The organism is Campylobacter concisus (assembly GCF_003048445.1).
GTDB lineage: Bacteria > Campylobacterota > Campylobacteria > Campylobacterales > Campylobacteraceae > Campylobacter_A > Campylobacter_A concisus_BF.
Genome location: NZ_PIQW01000006.1, coordinates 1 through 19,923 on the forward strand (window position 1 = coordinate 1; position 19,923 = coordinate 19,923).

The 19,923-nt window shown below is 37.5% G+C and carries 20 protein-coding genes and 2 pseudogenes; 12 read left to right on the forward strand and 10 right to left on the reverse strand.

The window, feature by feature from the left end:
- Positions 1 to 563: 563 nt before the first annotated feature.
- Both CVT14_RS10985 and CVT14_RS10960 read left to right on the forward strand, forming a co-directional pair.
- The gene (locus CVT14_RS10985; protein WP_021090186.1) at positions 564 to 692 is read left to right on the forward strand and encodes an Isoaspartyl aminopeptidase; all 129 of its coding nucleotides are present in this window, start codon (positions 564 to 566) and stop codon (positions 690 to 692) included.
- Positions 693 to 746: 54 nt separating this feature from the next.
- Positions 747 to 1,043 carry an isoaspartyl peptidase/L-asparaginase gene (locus CVT14_RS10960; protein ID WP_232527136.1) on the forward strand — a complete coding sequence of 99 codons (297 nt, stop codon included), beginning with the start codon at positions 747 to 749 and terminating at the stop codon, positions 1,041 to 1,043.
- A 53-nt stretch (positions 1,044 to 1,096) separates the two neighbouring features.
- On the opposite strand, the gene nrfD is transcribed toward CVT14_RS10960, so the two are convergent.
- The 7 genes from nrfD to CVT14_RS10715 are packed head-to-tail and all read right to left on the reverse strand — an operon-like array spanning position 1,097 to position 7,309.
- A complete protein-coding gene (gene nrfD / locus CVT14_RS04525; protein WP_107849804.1) occupies positions 1,097 to 1,981 on the reverse strand; it encodes an NrfD/PsrC family molybdoenzyme membrane anchor subunit in 885 nt (294 codons plus the stop codon).
- A gap of 10 nt (positions 1,982 to 1,991) precedes the next feature.
- Positions 1,992 to 2,630 (reverse strand): molecular chaperone, encoded by a 639-nt coding sequence (locus tag CVT14_RS04530; protein ID WP_107849805.1) that lies wholly within the window; start codon positions 2,628 to 2,630, stop codon positions 1,992 to 1,994.
- A gap of 10 nt (positions 2,631 to 2,640) precedes the next feature.
- A complete protein-coding gene (locus tag CVT14_RS04535) occupies positions 2,641 to 3,192 on the reverse strand; it encodes a 4Fe-4S dicluster domain-containing protein (RefSeq protein WP_107849806.1) in 552 nt (183 codons plus the stop codon).
- 11 nt (positions 3,193 to 3,203) lie between these two features.
- On the reverse strand, positions 3,204 to 5,495 hold the full coding sequence (locus CVT14_RS04540; RefSeq protein ID WP_021092842.1) for a molybdopterin-dependent oxidoreductase: 2,292 nt from the start codon (positions 5,493 to 5,495) through the stop codon (positions 3,204 to 3,206).
- A 22-nt stretch (positions 5,496 to 5,517) separates the two neighbouring features.
- Positions 5,518 to 6,411: a hypothetical protein gene (locus CVT14_RS04545; protein ID WP_107849807.1), complete on the reverse strand. Its 894-nt coding sequence runs from the start codon at positions 6,409 to 6,411 to the stop codon at positions 5,518 to 5,520.
- Between the two features lie 10 nt (positions 6,412 to 6,421).
- Complete coding sequence (locus tag CVT14_RS04550) at positions 6,422 to 7,132, reverse strand: disulfide bond formation protein B (protein WP_087583576.1); 711 nt, start codon at positions 7,130 to 7,132, stop codon at positions 6,422 to 6,424.
- Between the two features lie 9 nt (positions 7,133 to 7,141).
- A complete protein-coding gene (locus CVT14_RS10715) occupies positions 7,142 to 7,309 on the reverse strand; it encodes a hypothetical protein (protein WP_187153561.1) in 168 nt (55 codons plus the stop codon).
- Positions 7,310 to 7,606: 297 nt separating this feature from the next.
- On the opposite strand from CVT14_RS10715, the gene CVT14_RS04555 reads away from it, so the two are divergent.
- Positions 7,607 to 8,755, forward strand: coding sequence for a hypothetical protein (locus CVT14_RS04555; RefSeq protein WP_107849808.1), 1,149 nt, complete (start codon positions 7,607 to 7,609; stop codon positions 8,753 to 8,755).
- 2 nt (positions 8,756 to 8,757) lie between these two features.
- Here CVT14_RS04555 and CVT14_RS04560 read toward each other — a convergent pair whose 3' ends face one another.
- From CVT14_RS04560 to CVT14_RS04570, 3 genes are all read right to left on the reverse strand, one after another.
- Positions 8,758 to 9,354 carry an effector protein gene (locus tag CVT14_RS04560; RefSeq protein WP_107849809.1) on the reverse strand — a complete coding sequence of 199 codons (597 nt, stop codon included), beginning with the start codon at positions 9,352 to 9,354 and terminating at the stop codon, positions 8,758 to 8,760.
- Between the two features lie 280 nt (positions 9,355 to 9,634).
- Positions 9,635 to 10,195 carry a YcxB family protein gene (locus CVT14_RS04565; protein WP_107849810.1) on the reverse strand — a complete coding sequence of 187 codons (561 nt, stop codon included), beginning with the start codon at positions 10,193 to 10,195 and terminating at the stop codon, positions 9,635 to 9,637.
- Positions 10,196 to 10,215: 20 nt separating this feature from the next.
- Positions 10,216 to 11,058 carry a DUF3737 family protein gene (locus CVT14_RS04570; protein ID WP_107849811.1) on the reverse strand — a complete coding sequence of 281 codons (843 nt, stop codon included), beginning with the start codon at positions 11,056 to 11,058 and terminating at the stop codon, positions 10,216 to 10,218.
- Between the two features lie 113 nt (positions 11,059 to 11,171).
- Between CVT14_RS04570 and dcd the strand changes: the two genes are divergently transcribed.
- The 9 genes and pseudogenes from dcd (at position 11,172) to CVT14_RS04615 (ending at position 19,691) form a co-directional block, all read left to right on the forward strand.
- On the forward strand, positions 11,172 to 11,732 hold the full coding sequence (gene dcd / locus CVT14_RS04575; protein WP_103631099.1) for a dCTP deaminase: 561 nt from the start codon (positions 11,172 to 11,174) through the stop codon (positions 11,730 to 11,732).
- A 122-nt stretch (positions 11,733 to 11,854) separates the two neighbouring features.
- Positions 11,855 to 12,076 carry a formyltransferase family protein gene (locus CVT14_RS11030; protein ID WP_080658366.1) on the forward strand — a complete coding sequence of 74 codons (222 nt, stop codon included), beginning with the start codon at positions 11,855 to 11,857 and terminating at the stop codon, positions 12,074 to 12,076.
- Positions 12,077 to 12,506: 430 nt separating this feature from the next.
- Positions 12,507 to 13,485 (forward strand): annotated as a pseudogene (gene pseB / locus CVT14_RS04585) (UDP-N-acetylglucosamine 4,6-dehydratase (inverting)).
- Positions 13,482 to 14,594: a UDP-4-amino-4,6-dideoxy-N-acetyl-beta-L-altrosamine transaminase gene (gene pseC, locus CVT14_RS04590; protein WP_021088910.1), complete on the forward strand. Its 1,113-nt coding sequence runs from the start codon at positions 13,482 to 13,484 to the stop codon at positions 14,592 to 14,594. The pseudogene pseB and the gene pseC overlap by 4 nt, the downstream one beginning before the upstream one ends.
- 3 nt (positions 14,595 to 14,597) lie before the next feature.
- Positions 14,598 to 15,278: a pseudaminic acid cytidylyltransferase gene (gene pseF, locus CVT14_RS04595; protein ID WP_021088940.1), complete on the forward strand. Its 681-nt coding sequence runs from the start codon at positions 14,598 to 14,600 to the stop codon at positions 15,276 to 15,278.
- Positions 15,279 to 16,151, forward strand: a complete 873-nt coding sequence (gene pseG / locus CVT14_RS04600) for a UDP-2,4-diacetamido-2,4,6-trideoxy-beta-L-altropyranose hydrolase (RefSeq protein ID WP_107849812.1) — start codon at positions 15,279 to 15,281, stop codon at positions 16,149 to 16,151. It abuts the gene before it with no gap.
- Positions 16,136 to 16,594 (forward strand): UDP-4-amino-4,6-dideoxy-N-acetyl-beta-L-altrosamine N-acetyltransferase, encoded by a 459-nt coding sequence (gene pseH / locus CVT14_RS04605; RefSeq protein ID WP_021088956.1) that lies wholly within the window; start codon positions 16,136 to 16,138, stop codon positions 16,592 to 16,594. Before pseG ends, pseH begins: the two co-directional genes overlap by 16 nt.
- A 3-nt stretch (positions 16,595 to 16,597) precedes the next feature.
- Positions 16,598 to 17,628 (forward strand): annotated as a pseudogene (gene pseI / locus CVT14_RS04610) (pseudaminic acid synthase).
- The gene (locus CVT14_RS04615; RefSeq protein WP_021088984.1) at positions 17,625 to 19,691 is read left to right on the forward strand and encodes a motility associated factor glycosyltransferase family protein; all 2,067 of its coding nucleotides are present in this window, start codon (positions 17,625 to 17,627) and stop codon (positions 19,689 to 19,691) included. The pseudogene pseI and the gene CVT14_RS04615 overlap by 4 nt, the downstream one beginning before the upstream one ends.
- Positions 19,692 to 19,923: the final 232 nt, after the last annotated feature.

The window sequence follows — 19,923 nt, forward strand, 5'->3', positions numbered from 1 at the left end:
CCCTTACTGGGATGTTGGAAAAGTAGGTCGTTGCGGGCTTTGTTGTTAATCTGCTTTTAATTCTTATATTATTAATCTTGGTTTTTTATTAGTATTTATTTCTGTTTAAGTATATGATATTAGTTTTTACTTTTTTAATTAGTTTTTATTGATTAAATGTAGTAAATTTTTTATATTTGTTTTTATGTTATTGGGTTTATTCATTTTTTTAATTTAGTTTCTTGTTATTTCTAAAAGTTTTTTATTTATTATTCTTTATGGATTTTTTTGTTTGGTTTAATCTGTTTATTTTTATGAAGTAGTCTTTTTAATGGAAAATTGCAAATTATGACGAGATAGTGTTAAGGTATGATTATGATACTCTCGGTCTATGAAAATGTTAATAGTATGAAATAGGTCTTTTCAAAAAAATACTTATATGATGATGTTAAATTTTTAAGTATAAAAAATGTATAGACTGCTAATTGGCCAAAGAAAACGGCCTAGAGATGGTTGATTAAAAGTACTTTTTCACACAGTTTAGATATGACGCACTCCAAAGGGCTAAAGAGAAACAAAAGCTCATGCTTGATAGTGAAAAGACAAAGAAAACTTCGCTAAATTTATATGAGCGTCCATATCTTGGCACTGTTGGAGCGATTGCGCTTGATAAAAATGGCAATCTAGTGCAGCAACCAGTACCGGTGGCATGACAAATAAAATGACTGGCCGAATAGGTGATAGTCCGATAATTGGCTCTGGAACCTATGCAGATAATGACTCAGTGGCAGTCTCTTGCCACTGGTACAGGAGATATCTACATGCGTGTAAATGCTGCTCATGATGTCTCAGCTCTTTATAAATACAAAACCTCAGATGTGCAAAAGGCAGCCGAAGAGGCTGTAAAAGAGGTAGTAGCACTAGGCGGCAGTGGTGGTATCATCTCTATTGATAAGTCTGGCAAGACAGGCTTTGCTTGGACTAAAGATAAACTTGGTATGTATCATGGTGAGGCAAGACTGGGAGCTAAACCAGTTGTTTACTGGCCACTTGGTGAGAAATGATTAGATAGCTAGGTCGGATTATATCCGGCCTAGTTTTAAAGGAAGAAAGTTTATTAAAATATATAAATTGCTCCAAGAACGATAAATGCTCTTAGGCAAAAACCGCCGATTAAAACACCATATTCATTATATATGCAGCTTTTGATGCCTTCGCTACATTCACATACTGCTCCGTCTTTTGTTACGCCACATCTTTGCAGCATAAATTTACTGCCACCAATTAATGGCAGTGCAAGACCGAGTACTATAAAGCCTATCCAAAACATCGGCGCTAGAGAGCCTGATACTATTTTGGTTATGCTAGCCATGCCAGCAGCTTCGTTTCTAACGCTTGCAAATAGCATCAAGAGGGCAAAAATTTCAAGCGCTACTAAGATAGTGTGAAATTTATGCGACTCATGGCTTAAAACGCCACCGCCACTTAGCACAGATATAGCGTTTGCGCTAAGACCTGTTGATATGGCTGAAATAGTAAATAGTATCGGTAGCCATATACTTGCCCAAAGTGGGATCGCTTTAACAACATATAAAAGTAGTCCAGTATAACCCATCACTCCAATGGCTAGTAGCGAGCCAAAACTAAGCATCATATCGCAAATTTTGCCACCTTTTTTAACTTGTAAAAGCACGAGCACGCTAACTATTATGAAAAATGTTAGAAGATATGTGCCGATACTCATTATAGAAACTGGTCTTGTATAAAGACCTATGATCTTAGCCGGATTGATCGCCGCACTTGGTGCTAGGTCAAATAGCAAAAGTAAAGTTCCAACTATGACCGCTATTGGCGCTAGTAAAAATCCAAATTTGTAAAATTTCTCATCTAGTTTGCCCAAAAAGCCTTTATAGGCTAAAGCCGAGCACAAAAATGCCCCAGCACCTAAACCGCCCAAAAACAGATATATGACTATGAGCCATCCCCAAGTTGTTTGTTCCATTATCTATCCTTTAACTCTTAAAAGTTAGAAGAGCTCTTGAATGCTCTATCTCGTTTTCAAGATATAAATTTAAAAAATCAGCAAAGCTCACATAGGCTTCTAAATTTGTAGCCTCCTTACAGCGAGAGCTAAATTTATAAAACCACTCAAACGGATGAGTGCGGATGAAGTCATATTTTTTATTTAAAATTTCATCCATTTTCTCTTTTTCGTCTGCTTGCAAGGCATTGAAACTTAGAAAGTAAAGGTATTGCAGCTCGTATCCGATGAAATCATCTGGAAATTTATCAAACTGCTCTTTACTAAGCTTTAGTCCAAAGCTCTCATAAAAACCACGCACCTGCATAGTCTTCTCGCCAAACATCGTTTTATAATCAAAATAAACCGACTCGTATGGCTCAGCTTTTGGGTGTCTTGGCCCTACAAATAGCCTATTAAATTCATATCTTAGCTCGTCTAGCAAATTTAGATCATCTTTACACTTATTTAGCCAAAGTATGAAGTTGTGATTTTTAAATTTATCACTAAAATTAAGGCTTAGGCTTATGAGCTCGTCTAAATTTTGCTCTCTAAGCTCTACTAAGAAAAATCGCCTTAAAAAGTCTTCAACACTAAGGCTAACGTTAAGCTTTTCTTTGACCTTATCCATCTTTTACTCTTTAGTGTATGAATTCGTTTCGCTTCATTCTTGGATAAAAGCGGATATTTGGCTTGGTAAAGAAGTGTTTAAAGCCTGGCATATCTTTTTGCATACCAGCACTGTCGCTAACGTTGCTATCAACTAGCTTTAGTACTCCACACGGACAGCCTGCTACACAAGCTGGCTCTTCGCCACGCTCAAGTTTTTCAGCGCAGAGATTACACTTTTGAGCTTTGCCGTCTTTGCCTTTTGTGATAGAGCCATAAGGGCAAGCCATCAAGCAGTATCCACAGCCTATGCACTTATCATGAAGTGGCTGTACGACACCATTTTCTAGCTTGATATAAGCCCCAACTGGGCAGACATCCATACAGGCTGGCTCGTCGCAGTGATGGCAAGAGTGAGTTATAAAGATCTCTTTTTCTATGCCATCTTCATGTATCATAAGGCCATCAACATGTCTCCAGTTTATATCTGGATCTTGGTTGTGATAGACTTGACATGAAATTTCACAAGCCTTGCAGCCTATACAAAAGTTATAATCAAATAAAAAACCTTGTTTTCTTTTCATCTTAGACCCCTTTACATCTCTTGTTTAGCTGCTTTTTTTACTTCACAAAAGCTAGCTGTATAAGTTGAGCCATTTCCTAGATCGCTAACGCCGTCAGAGCAAAGTATGTTTGCTCCAGTTCTTGATTTTGTCACTTTTACCCAGATGTTGTTCCACGCATAGACTATGCCTGGGTTCATTTGATTTGTCTCGACTGCTGTAAAGACGGCTGTACCTTTTTCGTTTGTTGCCTCAACTGTGTCTCCGTTTTTGATACCGCGTGCTTCCATATCTTCACGTGTCATAAATAGCTCAGCATTGCCCTTAACGATAACCCTTTTTAAGATATAAGGCATATTGCCCCAGTTTGAGTTGTCTTGGAGCTGAGTACCTGGTGTCATGAAATAAAGCGGATATTTCTTGAGATAGTCTTTTCCAAATTTATTGCTCTTTTCATAGTAGTCCCAGTCGGTTTCAAGGTCTATTACTGGATGATATCCTGCGTCTTTAAAGGTTTGTGAGTAAAGCTCGCATTTTCCACTCTTTGTACCAAAGACTAGCTTGTCTTTTGGCGCATAAGGGTAGTATGGGAACTGATCTTTCATCGTTTCAGGCGTTCTAAATGGTTTGATCCAGCCGACTGATTTTAGTTTTTCATAGGTGATGTTTTGTTTTTTGGCAAATTCTGTATCCAAAAAGCGTCTACAAACTGTTTCACTATCCCAGTTAAAGCACTCTTCTGTATAGCCCATAGCTTTTGCAAGAGCGTTAAAGAACTCTAAATTTGTCTTAGCTTCGCCAAGAGGTTTTACACTTTGAGCGTTGTAGCAGACGTATCCAGAAATTTGGTCGTTTTGGATATCCTCACTCTCCATAAATGTAACACCAGGTAGAACATAGTCAGCATAGTCACAGGTATCTGTTTCGTAAGGATCAATTACAACCAAAAAGAAGTCATCGTCCATTACACGCTTTTTGATCAAATTTGTATTTGGTGCGGTTACCATTAAATTTGAGTTGTAGTTGATGCATGCTCTAATGACCGTGTTTATAGGCTTGTCAAGATATGTTGGATTTTCTTTTTGTATGCCTTTACCAAATTCTATATAGCTTACTTGCTGCCTTTCTATCTTTTTGCCATCTTTATCTTTTGGAGAGAGGTCTGGCATACAGTTGTCGAAATTAAAGCAGCCTTTTACATGCACATATGCCCAAAATAGTCCGCCACCAAGCTTTGTCAAGGCGCCAGTTAAAACTGGTAAAAATGTAACTGCACGAACAAGTCTTGCTCCGTTAAAGTGTCTTTGTCCGCCGTCGCCGTGCATGATAGCTGGTGCTTTTGCGTGAGCGTACTCTCTAGCAAAAACTTTGATCTGATCCACGCTTGCTCCGCACATCTCAGATAGCTCGCCATAGGTGTAGAGTGAGCACTCATGCACTAGATCTTCAAAGCCAGTGGTATATTTTTCTACAAATTCATGATCATATAGATCTTCTTCTATTAAAAATTTACAGACCGCTAGACAAAATGCAGGGTCGCTAGATGGTTTTAGCTGGATAAACATATCGGCTTGGTTTGCAAGAGGAATTCTTATTGTATTTATAACGATGATCTTTCCGCCTCTTTTTTTAACGCGGTGAGCAAATCTTATCCAGTGTACGGCTGTGTAAGCTTCGTTTGATCCCCAGCTAATGTACATATCACTCTCATCGATCTCAAGCGCGTCTTTTGAGAAGTCAGTACCTATAACGCTAGGAGTGCCCGCGTATCTTGGCCAGTCACAAGGGTTTCTAACAAGTCTTGTGGCTCCATATTTTTCAAAGAAATTTCCTGGTGCGATAGTTTTTGAGATATGTCCTTCGTTGCCAGAGTAGACAAACTCGGTCAAGGCTTCGCCGCCAAATTTCTCTTTTATCTCAGTTAGCTTTGCAGCTATCTCTTTTAAGGCTTGATCCCAGCTTATCTTCTCCCATTTTCCTTCGCCTTTTTTACCGACTCTTTTCATAGGGTGCATGATGCGGTCAGCGTTATATAGGTGCATGGCATAGGTGTGACCCTTGACGCAGACTGTGCCTTGAGTTAGTGGGTGCTTTGGATCTCCTTTTATGCTTACCATTTTGCCGTCTTTAATCTCAGCGATCATCGAACAGGCATCACGGCAGTTTCTAGGACAGGTTAGGTAGTGGTACTCTACATTTTCCTCGTTCTTATAGGATTTTGGGTTAAAATCCACCTCAAATTGCTCCATACCAAATAGGCTAGGAGCTGTTCCAGCTGCTGCTAGAGCTGCTCCCGTGCCTTTTAGGAAAGAACGTCTTTGCATGTTTTCTCCTTAAATTTGATAGCTATTTCATCTCAAAGATAAAAACTTTATTCTCTTTGCCTTCTCGTGAGAAGATGTAAAATTTATTATCTTTGATCGCTAATGCTCTTGGGTTATTTACCCCACTAAAACTAAATGCCTCGTCTATCTCTTTGGTGGCTAAATTTAACTTTAAAATAGTTGAGAAATTTTTGCTTAAAAGATAGAGCGCATCAGGCTCTACGTCGATGCCGGTAATGTAGTAGTTGTTTAAATTTCTACCCTCTTTTAGCTGCAAATTTGCTCCAGCTTTTGGCATAAATTCTTCTAAGATCATCTTGTCATCACCATCAAATATGGCCACACTCCAGTAGTCTCTAACGTCATTTGGCACGCTAGCTGTGAAAAATTTATTCTCATTCTCTAGGTAGTCCCAGCCTAAGATGTACTGCTGTTTTGATCTAATGGTAGAAAATCTGCCCTTGTTACCAAGATCGTTTAGCTTCCACGCGTCATATCCAGCCAATAGGTGCCTCCACTGGCTATTTTGCTCGTCTTTGCTAAGGTTGCTAGCTGGCTCATAAAAGACAAAAGTTTTGTTGTAACTTATCATGCCAAGCTCTTTTTTATACCAAGTAGCTCCGACTGTTGCTTCCATTTCCATTATAAAATGGCGGTCGTGTTTGGCGTAGCTAACTGGCTTTAAATTTTCATCTGCGATGTAAAATTCATTGTCGTTTGAGACAAGAGCGAACTGCTTTTTGCCTTCATCGTAGTCAGCTCCAGTTATTGCATTATCGTTTTGCAAATTTAGAGTGATCGTCTCTTTAAGGCCTAGCTCTTTTATGTTTTGGATAGCTCCATTTTTGCTATCCATATCAAAGCTAAAACCAAAAGCAAGGCTTGCTAATGCGATAAAAAATATTATCTTTTTCATCTTTTACTCCTTACTTTGCTAGGTCTGGAAGCTCAGGGTTCCAGTCAAATCTAAAGTCAAGTGAGCTATCCCAGTGGTCTTTTTCCCAGAACCATTTTGAAGGATCGATGCTCATTCTAGGTGGTGTGCTAGATCCTAGATATGGCGGTGGACCAGAAGCTATAAAGGCTTGAACGCAGTTTGCAAGTATGATCACGATAAAGACCAAATTTGCAAATTTGCCAAGCGGTAGGTAGCTTAGAAAGTTGCCATATTCGCCATTTGAGCTTTTTTGCATTATAAGGCCTAAGTTTTTGCTAAACAAAAATATAAGAGCCAAAAATATGATCACACAAAAATCAACAACCATAACCCAAAACTGAGTGTGGGCACCTAAAATTTCAAGGCCAAAACCTTGTTTGATGTCAAGATAGCCGCCAAATGTTCCATCTAGGCTGTAGTGGATAAAGCCGTTAAATATGCCCCAGCAAACCATTAGTAAAAGGGCTGCTAGATATCCAGGCTTTAGTCCGTACCTGATGATGAAAAGTGCTATTAGGCTAATAGCTATCATCGTGATCCTCTCGGCCCAGCACATTACGCAAGGGTTATCACCTAGTCCAAAGCCAAGCACCAAGCAGGCGATACCAACTGGAAGTGCCACAAGAGCAGTGATGGCTAGTGACATAAGGTTGAAAAAGCCTTGTTCGTTTGCTGGGATTTCGTTTCGTTTTGTTTGCATCTTGCCCTCCTAGAAGTTGCCTATTGGCAAGACTACCCATAAATTTACGTAAAATTCTAGTGCAACTAGTATTACGCACCCCAAAGCCATACAGGACGTTGCTAATTTCTTCATTTGTGGCTTTATGTATAGGATAAGACCACTGATCAAAAATAGCGTCAAAATTAGAAATTCCATTTTGAGCTCCCAATTTGTAAATTTTAAAATCTAAGCATGCTTATCTGAGAAAAATAATATAACTATATTTATTAAATTTAGTTTAAAAAATATATTTTTATAGTTAATTTCTACTTTATAAAATAAAAATTTGTAAATAAAAATATATTTATACAAAAATATTTTATATAATTAAGCTATATTTAATTAAATTAATATTAATTTTTACAAAATTATTTTTATTAGTTAGCTTGTAAATTTAAATTAGCTTAAAGAATAGTTATGTAATATTTTTGCAAAGGTAAAAAAAGGGCGGTAATGGAAAATATATTTTTAGAATCATACGATGTTTTTAAGGTATGTAAATCCCCAAGCAAATTAAAAATTTATGATGAGTTTTTGCAAAACAACAAAAGGTACTCTATAACGCGTTGTTACTACGTTATTGTGGTGGATAATATCTTTTTAACCTACTCACATCTCATGGTATATGAACAGCTGCTCTATCTTTTATACTCACAAAACAAGCTAAAAAATGGCGACTTTTCGCTTACTCTTAAAAAAGCAGAGCTTGCTAAGAAATTTAAAACAGATATCACTAAAAGTGCCACAGATACGATAAAGTGCTTTTACGAAATGCAAGACGTGAAAATTTCGATCTTTGTTAAAGACAAGATCGAAAAGCAGATGAATATAATCGAATTTATAGACGCAGAGCAAACCGACAAATATGGTGAGCTACAAGATGAGATAAATGTTAGGCTAAATCCCGAATTTGTCAGGCTTTACCGATGCATCTATCTTGATAAGATCGAGTATTTAAACAGCTTTGATATAGAGCAAGGTAGCTTCATAAGATACTTCATGCAGCACGAGCTAGATGGTGGTGTAAAAAGCTCTGCTATTATCGATAAAATGGGCGTTTTAAACTATTTGCCTTTTGCTTATAAAAAGCGCTTTGAGCAAGAGGTGGCAAATGTTAGTTTTTATTATAAAAATGAAAAATACGAGATAAAAGATGGCTTTGTAGTTGTTACAAATCACGCAAATAGAGTAATGGATAATCAAAATGCCTCTATTGAGCTCTTCGGTCTTATATACGAACAGATCACAAAAAATTGCACTAAAAATATCGTACTAAATGATGCAAATTTGCAAAATTATTATGCGAGGTTTGGTAAATTTGAAACAAATCAAACTATCTTTAAAATTTTTAGCAACATGGAGCTCATGCTAAATCACTCAATGCAAAAAGAAAATGCCAAAATTTCTTTCTTCTCTCACTTTTTTGAAAGCATAGTCTGCAAAAGAGATACGGAGCTTGAAATTTTGATCGAGCTAAATCAAAAAGGCTTTGAGTATATCATCTCACGAAGTGCAAATTTAGACTTTTATAACGTGGAGTCGGCTGACTACGGACTTACTTCATATCCAGCTAGCTCGTGTGCGGTAGGTGGAAATTTCTAAATTTAGTTGATTTTAGCTTTTAGTTTGGCGATCACTTCGTCAAGCTTGCCGCTATCTTGAGCGTTTTTTAGGCATTCGTTTATCTCGGTCATCTTTTTGGTAAATTCGTTTTTTATAATGCCAGCCACAAAGTCCTCGCTGCTAGTCTCGTCCAAGATAGGATACATATCTCGCCAGATATCTTTGATCCACCAGCCACATTTTGATATGCAAGGAAACTTTTTAAGCTCGCCAAGCTTTAGGCTCATCATAACCTCATCAGAGCGTTTGATATCGTCTGTGACAAAGTCTTTATGTATGCTATCAAAGCTCGTAAACATGCGGTAGCCAAGGCTTGATACGTTGTTTTCAGAGCAAATTCTAAACTGAAAAATATTATCTTCATAGTCTAAATTCGATATGCAAATTTGATGTTTTTGGGTGAAATTTGGAAATGAGTTAAACCTTTTATCATCTATATTAAGCTGCCACTTTGAGCCACTATCGCTACTTAAAAACTCTTTAAAGCTTAGTTGTACAAATTCTTTATAGCTCATCTCATCAGCTGCGAAAAAGTCATAGTTGCTACTGTTTTTTTCTTTAAAATCTTTAAATTTCATTTCATTTCCGATCAAAAAAGTGTAACTATTTTACTACTTCTTAGGATAAAAGTTATTAAATTTTACGAAATTTATAAGATTTTTTGTCCGCGAGCTATTTTGATTTTAAAAATTTGAGTTGTGTAGCAAATGATTTTTCAAAAACAAATCAAATTTTCATCCGTGGTTATCTCTATATTTTATCGGCAAAAAATATTTGGTATTGCTAAAGTAATGATATTTAGTAAATTTATTGCCATGCCAAATTTAATTCATAATGCCTAAAAATTTTTTACTAAATTCAGCCTATTTTTCCCTCAAGAAATTCCAAAATTTCTTGTGCTTTTTCATTTAGCGACTCTTTTGGGATATGCAAGAAGCTGCCTTCTTTTAAGATCAAAGCTACAAAATCATCAGTTTCGCAAGTGCCAAGAAATGCACCATATGAAAAATGAACCGTGCTATTTTTTGTGACAAACAAGACCTCATCATCATATATAACGATCTCTTGTTCGCGCTCAACATCGATGTTTGAGTAAATGGCTCTAGTAAATAAAACTGGTTTAATTATAGCCGCATAAATATAGAGCAAGACTATGCCGACACAAAGAACAATGGCTAAATTTTTTGCCAAAAAAGAGATATCGGTTATATCCGAAAAAACTGTTAAGTCGTTCTCAAAAATGTCAAAAAGAACAACCAAAGCTACTGCGCATAGCACAGCAAATGGCAGCTCGATCGCCCTCATTAAAAATACAATTTTATTCTTTTTATAGACGGTGCGCGAGATTTCGCGTAGCAGGTTTTTAAATTTAGCATCGTTTTTTATACTAAATTTTGCTCTAAATCTTTCATTTTGCATTTTACTCCTTTAAATTTTGGCTAAATTTCATCGGTGATGATCTTTATCTTGCTTGCATCAACCAAACTGCCGTCTATGATGATCTCCTCTATCCTGCCGGCTCTTATGACGCCACTTTTTGGGTTTTTTACGCTTTTTATCGTGCTTTTTGTGCTAACATCAAGGCTTGAATACTCAAAAGCAAGGCTAGTATCCATAAAAATGCAATCTTTCACGATCAAATTTTCCACATAGCAAAGGGCTTGCAAGCTCTTTACCTTGCAGTTTATGAGCGTCACATTTTTAGCGTTCCAAGCTAGGTATTCGCCTGAGATGAGGCAGTTTTGCGCGACCACGTTTTCGCAGTTCCAAAAGGCATCTTTTGAGATGAGCTTTGAGTTTGTGATTTTTACATTTTTGCAGCCATCAAAGCAGTAGTTGCCATCTAAATTTAGCCCATCAACCTCTAAATTTTCGCTATTTGCCGCGAAATAATCGCCTCTTGCAAAGACATTTTTAAGCTTTACGTCCAAACATCCCCAAAGTGTCTCGCTAGCGTCTGAGAAATTTACATTTTCTAGCAAAATTTGCGAGCTTTTCCTAAAGCTTTTTGGCGCATTTATGACCACATCTTTGAAGCTTAAATTTTTGCTGTACCACATGCCAGCCCTTGCTAGAGGCTCGAGATAGCCGCCATTTAGCGTGATGTCGCTTGCATACCAAAGTGGATACTTGTAGGCAAAAACGCACTCATTTAGCTTTAAATTCGAGCTGTGCTTTAGCGGCGACTCGCCGTCTTCAAAGATGCAGTTTGTAAATTTTGCCCCTTTTGCGCCAAACATCGCACGCTCGCCAGTGAAAATTTCTGTGTTTCTCTCTTGCATTTTTGTCCTTTGTGAAATTTTGCTCTCAAAATTATACTAGTTTTACTGCAAAGTGCCATTAAATTTACTTTAAAGACGCAAAGCGTTATAATCGCCCAAAAAAAGGAGCAAAAATGGGTTTAAAAGCAGACTCTTGGATAAGGAAAATGTCGGTTGAAAAGAACATGATCGTGCCATTTGCCGAGGAGCAAGTGGGACGTGGCGTCGTTAGCTACGGCGTTTCTAGCTACGGCTATGATATCCGCGTGGGCGATGAGTTTAAAATTTTCACAAACATCGGCGGAACCGTCGTTGATCCAAAGAATTTTGATGAGAAAAATGTGGTCGATTTTAAAGGTGATGTCTGCATAGTGCCGCCAAATTCTTTTGCTTTGGCACGCACGGTAGAGTACTTTAACATGCCTGATAACGTGCTGGCGATCTGCCTTGGCAAGAGTACATACGCAAGGTGCGGTATCATCGTAAACGTCACACCTTTTGAGCCGGGATTTAAGGGGCATATCACGATAGAGATCTCAAACACAACGCCACTTCCTGCGAAGATCTACGCAAATGAGGGCATCGCACAGGTGCTATTTATCGAGGGCGATGAGCCTTGCGAGGTGACTTATGCTGATAAAAATGGCAAATACCAAGCCCAAGAAGGCATCACGCTGCCTAGAATTTTGAAGTAAAGACAATGAAAATTTTGTTTCTTAATGAAGACGACGAACTAGCTAAATTTTTAGAAGAAGATTCGAATACGCTAGTAAAAACAATAGAAAAAATTGACTAAGAATTTGTATTAAAAAATAAGATAGATTTTATTGTGAGTTATGACTATAGGTATATTTTGCCTTATGAGGTGTTAAGACATTTTTCTGGAAGAGCAGTTAGTTTACATATTTCGCTGTTGCCATACAACAGAGGAGCAGATCCTAATTTCTGGTCTTTTGTAGATAACACACCAAAAGGTGTTAGCATCCATTATATGGATACAGGGCTAGATACTGGCAAAGTTATAACTCAAAAAAAATAAACTTTGATGCATCGAAGGAGAGTTTTGCTATCAATTACAATACTTTACAAGTAGAGATTCGGAAATTATTTAAATCGTGTTGGCAGGAGATTAAGACATCAAAATCAGCTAATAACTCTAACGGTCAAACCATTGTTAACAAGGGTACCTATCATAGGGCAGCGGATAAGGAGAAGTATATGCATCTTTTGAAAGATGGTTGGGATACTAATATCGCATATTTTCTAAATAGAATAAAAAATATTCAAATTTAAAATAATTTTTATAAGCTCTAAACAATAACGAAATTTTGACGAAATAGAAGCTTTGATAAACAAATTTTAAATTTGGCACAGCTTTTGCTTAAAAATTTATAAAAATAATCCAAATTAGCCATTTATAAATCAAAAAATGACTAGCAAAAAGTCGCAAAACGTTTAACAACAAATCTATATTGATCACCGGCGGAACAGGAAGTTTTGGTAAAAAGTACACCGAAATTTTGTTAAAAAAATATAAGCCAAAAAAGGCTAGTTATCTACTCACGCGACGAGCTAAAACAATACGAAATGGCTCAAATGTTTAAAGACAAGGCCATGCGTTTTTTCATCGGCGACGTGAGGGACTATAAGCGCTTAAGAACTGCGATGAACGGCATAGACTACGTCATCCACGCTGCTGCGATGAAACACGTACCAATCGCAGAATACAATCCAATGGAGTGCATCAAAACAAACATAGATGGCGCTCAAAACGTTATAGACGCCTCCTTGGAGTGTGGCGTTAGTAAGGTCATCGCTCTCTCAACCGACAAAGCATGCAACCCTGTAAATTTATATGGAGCTACAAAGCTAGCAAGTGACAAACTTTTTGTCGCTGCAAATAACATTGTTGGAGACAAAAAAACAAGATTTAGCGTCGTAAGATATGGAAACGTCGTTGGCTCTCGTGGATCAGTCGTGCCGCTTTTTAAAAAGCTGATCGCACAAGGAGAAAAAGAGCTTCCTATCACGCATGAGAAGATGACAAGATTTTGGATCACGCTTGAGCAAGGGGTAAATTTCGTCCTTAAAAACTTTGAGAGGATGAAAGGCGGCGAAATTTTCATACCAAAGATCCCATCAATGACGATGGTCGATCTCGCAAAAGCCCTTGCACCAGACCTTGGCGTCAAGATCATAGGCATTCGCCCAGGGGAAAAGATGCATGAGATGATGATCTCAAGAGACGACGCGCATCTTACATACGAATTTGATGATTATTACGTTATTAGTCCGTCTATCCAGTTTTTAACAGCGCAAGACTTCTCGACAAATGCCCTTCATCAAAATGGCAAACCAGTTAGTGAGGACTTTGAATATAGCTCAAATACAAATAAAATTTGGCTCGATAGAGCGGGTCTTCTTGAGATGATAGGAGATGCTAAATGATCCCTTACAGCCGTCAGCAGATTACAGAAGAGGACATAAAGGCGGTCACTGATGCCTTAAGAGATGACATTTTAACAGGTGGTCAAAAAGTTAGCAGATTTGAAGAGGAACTGGCAAAGTATGTTGGCGTAAAGCACGTGATCGCTATGAACTCAGCCACTTCGGCCCTTCATGTAGCCTATCTTAGCCTTGGCGTAAAGGGCGGCGATGAAGTGATCACGACACCTATCACCTTTGCAGCCACTGCAAATGCGGCTTTGATGGCAGGGGCGCAGGTCAAATTTTGCGACGTAAAAGCAAATGGCAACATCGATGAAGAGAAAATTCCAGCTCTTATCACGCCAAAGACAAAGGTGATAACTGCGGTTGATTACGGTGGTAACCCAGTGGAGCTAGATAAGATCATAAACTTAGCCAAAAAACACGGCATAAAAGTGATAGACGACGCCTCTCACGCCTTTGGTAGCGTGCAAAACGGCGTAAAAGTGGGCGTTAAGGCTGATATTAGCATATTTAGCTTTCATCCAGTAAAGCCTATCACCACGCTTGAGGGCGGAGCGCTTGCTACAAACGACGATGAGCTAGCAAGGCTAGCAAGGCTATATAGAAGCCACGGCATCACTAAAACAAAGCTTTGGGATAGCGACATGAGCCTGCTTGGATACAACTACAGGATCACAGACGTAGCCTGCGCTTTGGGGCTTAGCCAGCTAAAAAGGCTAGACAGCTTTATAGCTAAAAGAAATGAGATAGCTAAATTTTATGATGAGAAATTTAGCGGGTGTGAATATTTTAAAACTATAAAAATCCCAGCAAATACAACTAGCTCAAGGCACCTATATCCAGTGCTTTTGGATGAGAAATTTTGGGATAAAAAAGAGCAAATTTTTGAAGCACTCTTGCAAAAGGGCGTTGGCGTGCAGGTACATTACAAGCCAACATATAAATTTAGCTTTTACAAAGCGCTACTTGGCGAAATTTCACTGCCAAATGCGGAGAAATTTTATAGCGCCGAGCTTAGCATCCCATGCCACCATGGTATGAGCGTGGATGATGCTAAATTTGTTGCAAGCACGCTTTTTGATGTGCTAAAAAGCTTTAGCGAGTAAAAAATGATCTGCATCATACCAGCAAGAGGCGGCAGTAAGAGAATACCTGGCAAAAATATAAAAGACTTTTTAGGCAAGCCATTAATCGCATATAGCATCGAGGCTGCGTTAAATTCTAAAGTTTTTAGCGAAGTGATCGTAAGCACCGATGATGAAATGATCGCAAATGTGGCTAGAGAATTTGGAGCTAGCGTGCCATTTTTTAGAGATGCGAGCCTAAGCGATGACTACGCGACAAGCACTGACGTGGTAAAAGATGCTATAAGGCGCATAAATTCTAGCTTTAGTGACGTCTGCTGCCTTTATGCTACAGCACCGCTTATAAGGGCTGAAATTTTAAAAGATGCCGCAGGAGAGTTTAAAAAGCAGGAGTGTAAATTCTTATTTTCAGCGACTGCGTTTGATTTCCCTATACAAAGGGCGATAAAACTTGACGAAAACGCTAGGGTTAGCATGTTTTACCCGCAGTTTGAAAAGACGCGCTCGCAAGATCTTGAGCCTGCGTTTCATGACGCTGGAGCATTTTATTTTGGCAAAAAAGAGGCTTGGCTGGAGTGCAGTGCTATCTTTGCGCCACACTCAAAGGCGTATTTGCTGCCAAGAAATTTAGTCTGCGACATCGATACGCTAGAGGATTTTGAGTTTGCTAAGAAGCTTTATTTGATAAATAATGGAAAGATCTGATTGAAAGAATTTAAAGGACTCCCGCAGCTAAAAACGCTCGTGCGCGCTGATAGTAGCAGCAAGATAGGGCATGGGCACATCAGGCGAGACCTTTTGTTTGCTAAAAAATTTAGTGACATCTCATTTGCATCTTTAAGGCTTGAAGGTGACATTTTTGATGAGATAAACTACCCTAAATTTAGCTTAACAAGTGGCGAGATAGATGAGCTTTGCGAACTTATAAAAGATAATAAATTTGAACTTCTCATCATCGATCACTACGGCTTTAGCTTTGAAGACGAAAGAGCTATAAAAGAAAAAACTGGCGTTAAAATTTTATCATTTGACGACACTTACGAAAAACATTTTGCAGACTATATTTTAAATGTAAATTTATATGCGCAAAAGGTAAGATATGAAAGGCTGGTAGAAAAAGGCTGCGAGGTATTTTGCGGAAGCGAGTTTTTGCTAGTTAGAGATGAGTTTTATGAAGAAGCGCAGGTAAAAAGGGAGAAAATTTACGACTACGCTATCATTCTTGGAGGCACCGATATCTTTGGGCTAAGCGCTAAAATTTCAGAAAAACTGCTTCTTAAAAACCAAAAAACAGCCGTCATCACAACTAGTGGAAATAAAAACTTAAGCGCCCTAAAAGAGCTAGCTAGTAAAAACGAAAATTTTAACCTTTTTGTAGATAGCAAAAGCGTAGCAAGGCTGATGAATGAAGCCAAAATGCTCATCATAACAGCAAGCTCGCTTGTAAATGAAGCTTATGTTTTGGGAGCTAAATTTAAAGCCATTTGCGTGGCTGATAATCAAAAAGAGATATTTACTTGGCTAAAAGACAATGGATATGAAGCTTACTTGGGAGATGAAATTTGCTTGAACTTATAAATTTTACTTTGCTTAGTGGCGAGCAAAAACTGATGGTCTTAAAGTGGCGAAACGACGAGCGTATAGCAAAATTTATGAAAAATAAAAGCGTTGGCAAAGAGGAGTATTTTGTTTTTTTAGAGAGATTAAAGAGTATTCAAGATAAGATCTATTTTTTAGTAAAATACGAGAGTGAATTTATAGGAGTGGTGAGCTTTGTTGATATCACGAAAGAAAGCTGCGAATTTGGCGTTTATAAAAACCCAGAGCTAAAAGGAGTGGGTAAAAAGCTGCTTGATCTTATAAAAGACTATGCGTTTTTTACGTTAAAAGTCGGCTCACTAAAGGCAAAAGCTTATAATAACAACGAAAAAGCGCTTGCTCTTTATGAAAAATTCGGCTTTAGGATATACGCAAAAGATGATGAATTTAGCTATCTTGAGCTTAAAAATGAAACGGACTAGCGGATGAAAATAGGAAATTTTGATACAGACAAAAAGGTCTTTATAATAGCAGAGCTCTCTGCTAATCACAGCGGTAGCCTAAAAACGGCGATAGATACAATAAAAGCAGCTAAGCGCGCTGGAGCTGACGCGATAAAGCTTCAGACATATACGCCTGATAGTTTGACTCTAAATTCGCACCTAGATGACTTTGTCATAAATGGCGGACTTTGGGACGAGCGAAATTTATACGAGCTTTATCAAGAGGCGCTAACGCCAAAAGAGTGGCACGCTGAGCTTTTTAAAGTGGCAAAAGAGGAGGGACTTGTCTGCTTTTCAAGCCCATTTTGCAAGGATGATGCCAACTTTTTAGAGCAGTTTAACCCGCCAGCTTATAAGATTGCTAGTTTTGAAGTGACAGACTATGATTTTGTAGAGTTTGTGGCCAAAAAAGGTAGGCCCATTATCATTTCAACTGGCATAGCCTACGAAGAAGAGATAAGAGACGTGGTGCAAATTTGCAAAAATGCAGGCAATAACGACATCGCCCTTTTAAAATGCACTTCAAGCTACCCAGCACCGCTAAATGGCATGAATTTACAAACGATAGCTGATATGAGAGAGAAATTTGGCGTTGAAGTGGGCTTTTCAGATCACACTTTAGGCGTGACAGCCCCAGTTGTTGCGGTTAGTTTGGGTGCTAGGATAATTGAAAAACATTTTATACTTGATAAAAGCGTAAAAAGTGTTGATAGCGCATTTAGTCTTGATAAGAGAGAATTTGCTCTTATGGCAAAGTGCGTTAGAGAGGCTGAAGAGCTTTTGGGCAAAGTAAGCTACGAGCTAGATGAAAAAGCGGTTTTAAACAGGAGATTTTCACGCTCACTTTATGCAAGTGCAGATATAAAAAAGGGTGAAATTTTTAGCGAGCAAAATATAAGGAGCGTGCGCCCAGGATACGGCTTGCACCCTAAATTTCTAAAAGAGCTAGTCGGAAAAAAGCAAAAAGAGATATAAAATTTAGTGAGAGATTAACAAAGGAGGATCTGATATGAGTGATGAGAACAAAGTTTATAAACTAGATGACCTTGAGGTATCTAAAAATAAAAAACATAAAAAGACAGATGAGGCAAAGCGAAAAGTACTTGAGAGTAAGATGGCAAATATACAAAATCCTATCTTTCAAAAAAACCTTCAAGCGCTTTTTCAACAAGATGAAATTTTAGCTGCTAAGCTTTGGTCTGTTGTTGGTAATAAAGATTACGAAATCTTTATAGGAAAAGACCCTATTGATATAAATTTAATAAACAAACATACTTTTAAATATATATATGATAATCCAGCTGCCGATATTCTAAAGCTACTTGAAGATACAGAAAAGGACTATAAACGTTATCCGATGCTATTTTTTTATGGACTGGGCAATGGCATACTTTATAAAGCATTAGCAAAAAATAAAACTCATCAAAAAATAGTGGTTATAGAACCAGAGATCGAAATTATATATCTTGTTTTAAATGTCGTCGATCTTTCAAGTGAGCTAGCAAGCGGACAGATAATACTTTTTTACTCAAAATTTGCAACATATACGCATTTTTATTACCTAGTGACAGAAGCTAAGCTAAATTCGTATGCCAAGACTTACGACCTTAAGGTTCATGTGCCTTTTTATGATCAGTTTGAAGAAGATTATATAAGGATAAATAAAGAGGTTACAAGAGCATTTTCTCAGATAGTAGTATCTCATGGCAATAGTATTGACGATCTTTTACTTGGCACGAAGCAAAATTGTGAAAATTTAACGCCTATGATTAAAAATTATTGTTATGCAAGTCTTGTAAAGAAAAGACATGGCTTAATGGATACAGCTATCATCGTCTCAACTGGCCCAAGCTTGGACAAACAGCTTAAAACGCTTAAAGAATTTGCCCCGTACGCTACTATCATAAGCGTTGATGCTTCTTACCCAATCCTTGCAAAGCATGATATAAAGCCAGACTACGTAGTATCGCTCGAGAGAATGATACCAACTTCAACTTTTTTTGAGAAAAAATATCCAAAGATCGATGATGACATATACTTTATAGTTGCTTCTGTTGCACACAAACAAACTATAAAAAATATCTTGCCAAGAAGACTGGTTTTAACTATGAGACCTCAGCAAGAAGAGCAAATGTTTGGTATGAAAAGATATGGATATTTGGGCATTGGGCACAGTTGTGCCAATATGGCATATCAATTAGCATATGTTTTAGGTCACAAAAACATTGTTTTTATAGGGCAAGACTTGGCTTTTGGAAAAGATGGTGCAAGTCATGCAAAAGGACATGCTTTTGCGCAAGCTGATGAAAATTTATATATTAAGGCTTATGGCGGAGTTGGAGAGGTTAGGACAACATATGTCTGGACATTATTTAAGAATCAGTTTGAAAATGACATTGCCCAATCAAGTTTGGAAAGCATTAAGTCTTATAATTGCACAGAAGGTGGTGCTAGAATAGAAGGAACTATAGAAAGACCATTTTTGGATGTTATGAAAGAGCTTTGCAAAGGCAAAAAGGCAAAGACATTACCTAACATCAGAAAAGATAGTGAAACGATTATAAATAAAAATTTACTAAAAGCCTATGAGGTAATAAGGACAAAGGTAAAAATCCAAAGCCAAGTCAAACATCAAATAGAAAAAGTCTTTTTAGATGTAGTGCCTAGCATAGATAAGTTGCTTAAACTAAACAATGAAAATAAAATAACTGAAAAGCATTTTAATGAGCTTCTTAAAATAACTAAAAAGATAGATAAGCTAAAGGATGCGATCGCAAAGCGAGGTTATAAAAAATATATAGAAAATGTCATACAAATTTCAGTTTATTATCAAGAGCTTGAGCTAGCAAAAATTTCAGTAGCTCCTAGCGATACTAAGATTCAAAAAGTAAATAAACTACTTGAATGGGTCGAGATGCACAAGTACTGGATGTTCTCTGCAGCTGGAGGCATAAATGCTGATATAGAGGTAACTAAAAAGGCTTCAAAAGCGCTTATAGCCGAGCTTAAAAAAAGAAATCTTATAACAAAAAATGAGATAGGAAATGCGAAGGAAAATTTTACACTAAGCATATAAACTAACTTGCAAGTAGAGTTTTTCTACTTGCATCTTTCTTTATTTAACTCACTAAATTTTATAAATTTCATGGTCTCTAAAAAAATAAAAATGCAAATCCTTCAAACTAAACTAGCTAAAAAGGTTACAACTATAAATAATTGATTAATGTCTTGGTATTTTAGTAGATTAAAACCCCAAAGACTAGCTTTGGGGCTGGGGGTTTGCGTATTGTAAAAGCATTAACACATTA

Coding starts and splice junctions, on each gene's coding strand:
- CVT14_RS10985 (WP_021090186.1), top strand. CDS start 564: ATGCTTGATAGTGAAAAGACAAAGAAAACTTCGCTAAATTTATATGAG.
- CVT14_RS10960 (WP_232527136.1), top strand. CDS start 747: ATGCAGATAATGACTCAGTGGCAGTCTCTTGCCACTGGTACAGGAGAT.
- nrfD (WP_107849804.1), bottom strand. CDS start 1,981: ATGGAACAAACAACTTGGGGATGGCTCATAGTCATATATCTGTTTTTG.
- CVT14_RS04530 (WP_107849805.1), bottom strand. CDS start 2,630: ATGGATAAGGTCAAAGAAAAGCTTAACGTTAGCCTTAGTGTTGAAGAC.
- CVT14_RS04535 (WP_107849806.1), bottom strand. CDS start 3,192: ATGAAAAGAAAACAAGGTTTTTTATTTGATTATAACTTTTGTATAGGC.
- CVT14_RS04540 (WP_021092842.1), bottom strand. CDS start 5,495: ATGCAAAGACGTTCTTTCCTAAAAGGCACGGGAGCAGCTCTAGCAGCA.
- CVT14_RS04545 (WP_107849807.1), bottom strand. CDS start 6,411: ATGAAAAAGATAATATTTTTTATCGCATTAGCAAGCCTTGCTTTTGGT.
- CVT14_RS04550 (WP_087583576.1), bottom strand. CDS start 7,132: ATGCAAACAAAACGAAACGAAATCCCAGCAAACGAACAAGGCTTTTTC.
- CVT14_RS10715 (WP_187153561.1), bottom strand. CDS start 7,309: ATGGAATTTCTAATTTTGACGCTATTTTTGATCAGTGGTCTTATCCTA.
- CVT14_RS04555 (WP_107849808.1), top strand. CDS start 7,607: ATGGAAAATATATTTTTAGAATCATACGATGTTTTTAAGGTATGTAAA.
- CVT14_RS04560 (WP_107849809.1), bottom strand. CDS start 9,354: ATGAAATTTAAAGATTTTAAAGAAAAAAACAGTAGCAACTATGACTTT.
- CVT14_RS04565 (WP_107849810.1), bottom strand. CDS start 10,195: ATGCAAAATGAAAGATTTAGAGCAAAATTTAGTATAAAAAACGATGCT.
- CVT14_RS04570 (WP_107849811.1), bottom strand. CDS start 11,058: ATGCAAGAGAGAAACACAGAAATTTTCACTGGCGAGCGTGCGATGTTT.
- dcd (WP_103631099.1), top strand. CDS start 11,172: ATGGGTTTAAAAGCAGACTCTTGGATAAGGAAAATGTCGGTTGAAAAG.
- pseC (WP_021088910.1), top strand. CDS start 13,482: ATGATCCCTTACAGCCGTCAGCAGATTACAGAAGAGGACATAAAGGCG.
- pseF (WP_021088940.1), top strand. CDS start 14,598: ATGATCTGCATCATACCAGCAAGAGGCGGCAGTAAGAGAATACCTGGC.
- CVT14_RS04615 (WP_021088984.1), top strand. CDS start 17,625: ATGAGTGATGAGAACAAAGTTTATAAACTAGATGACCTTGAGGTATCT.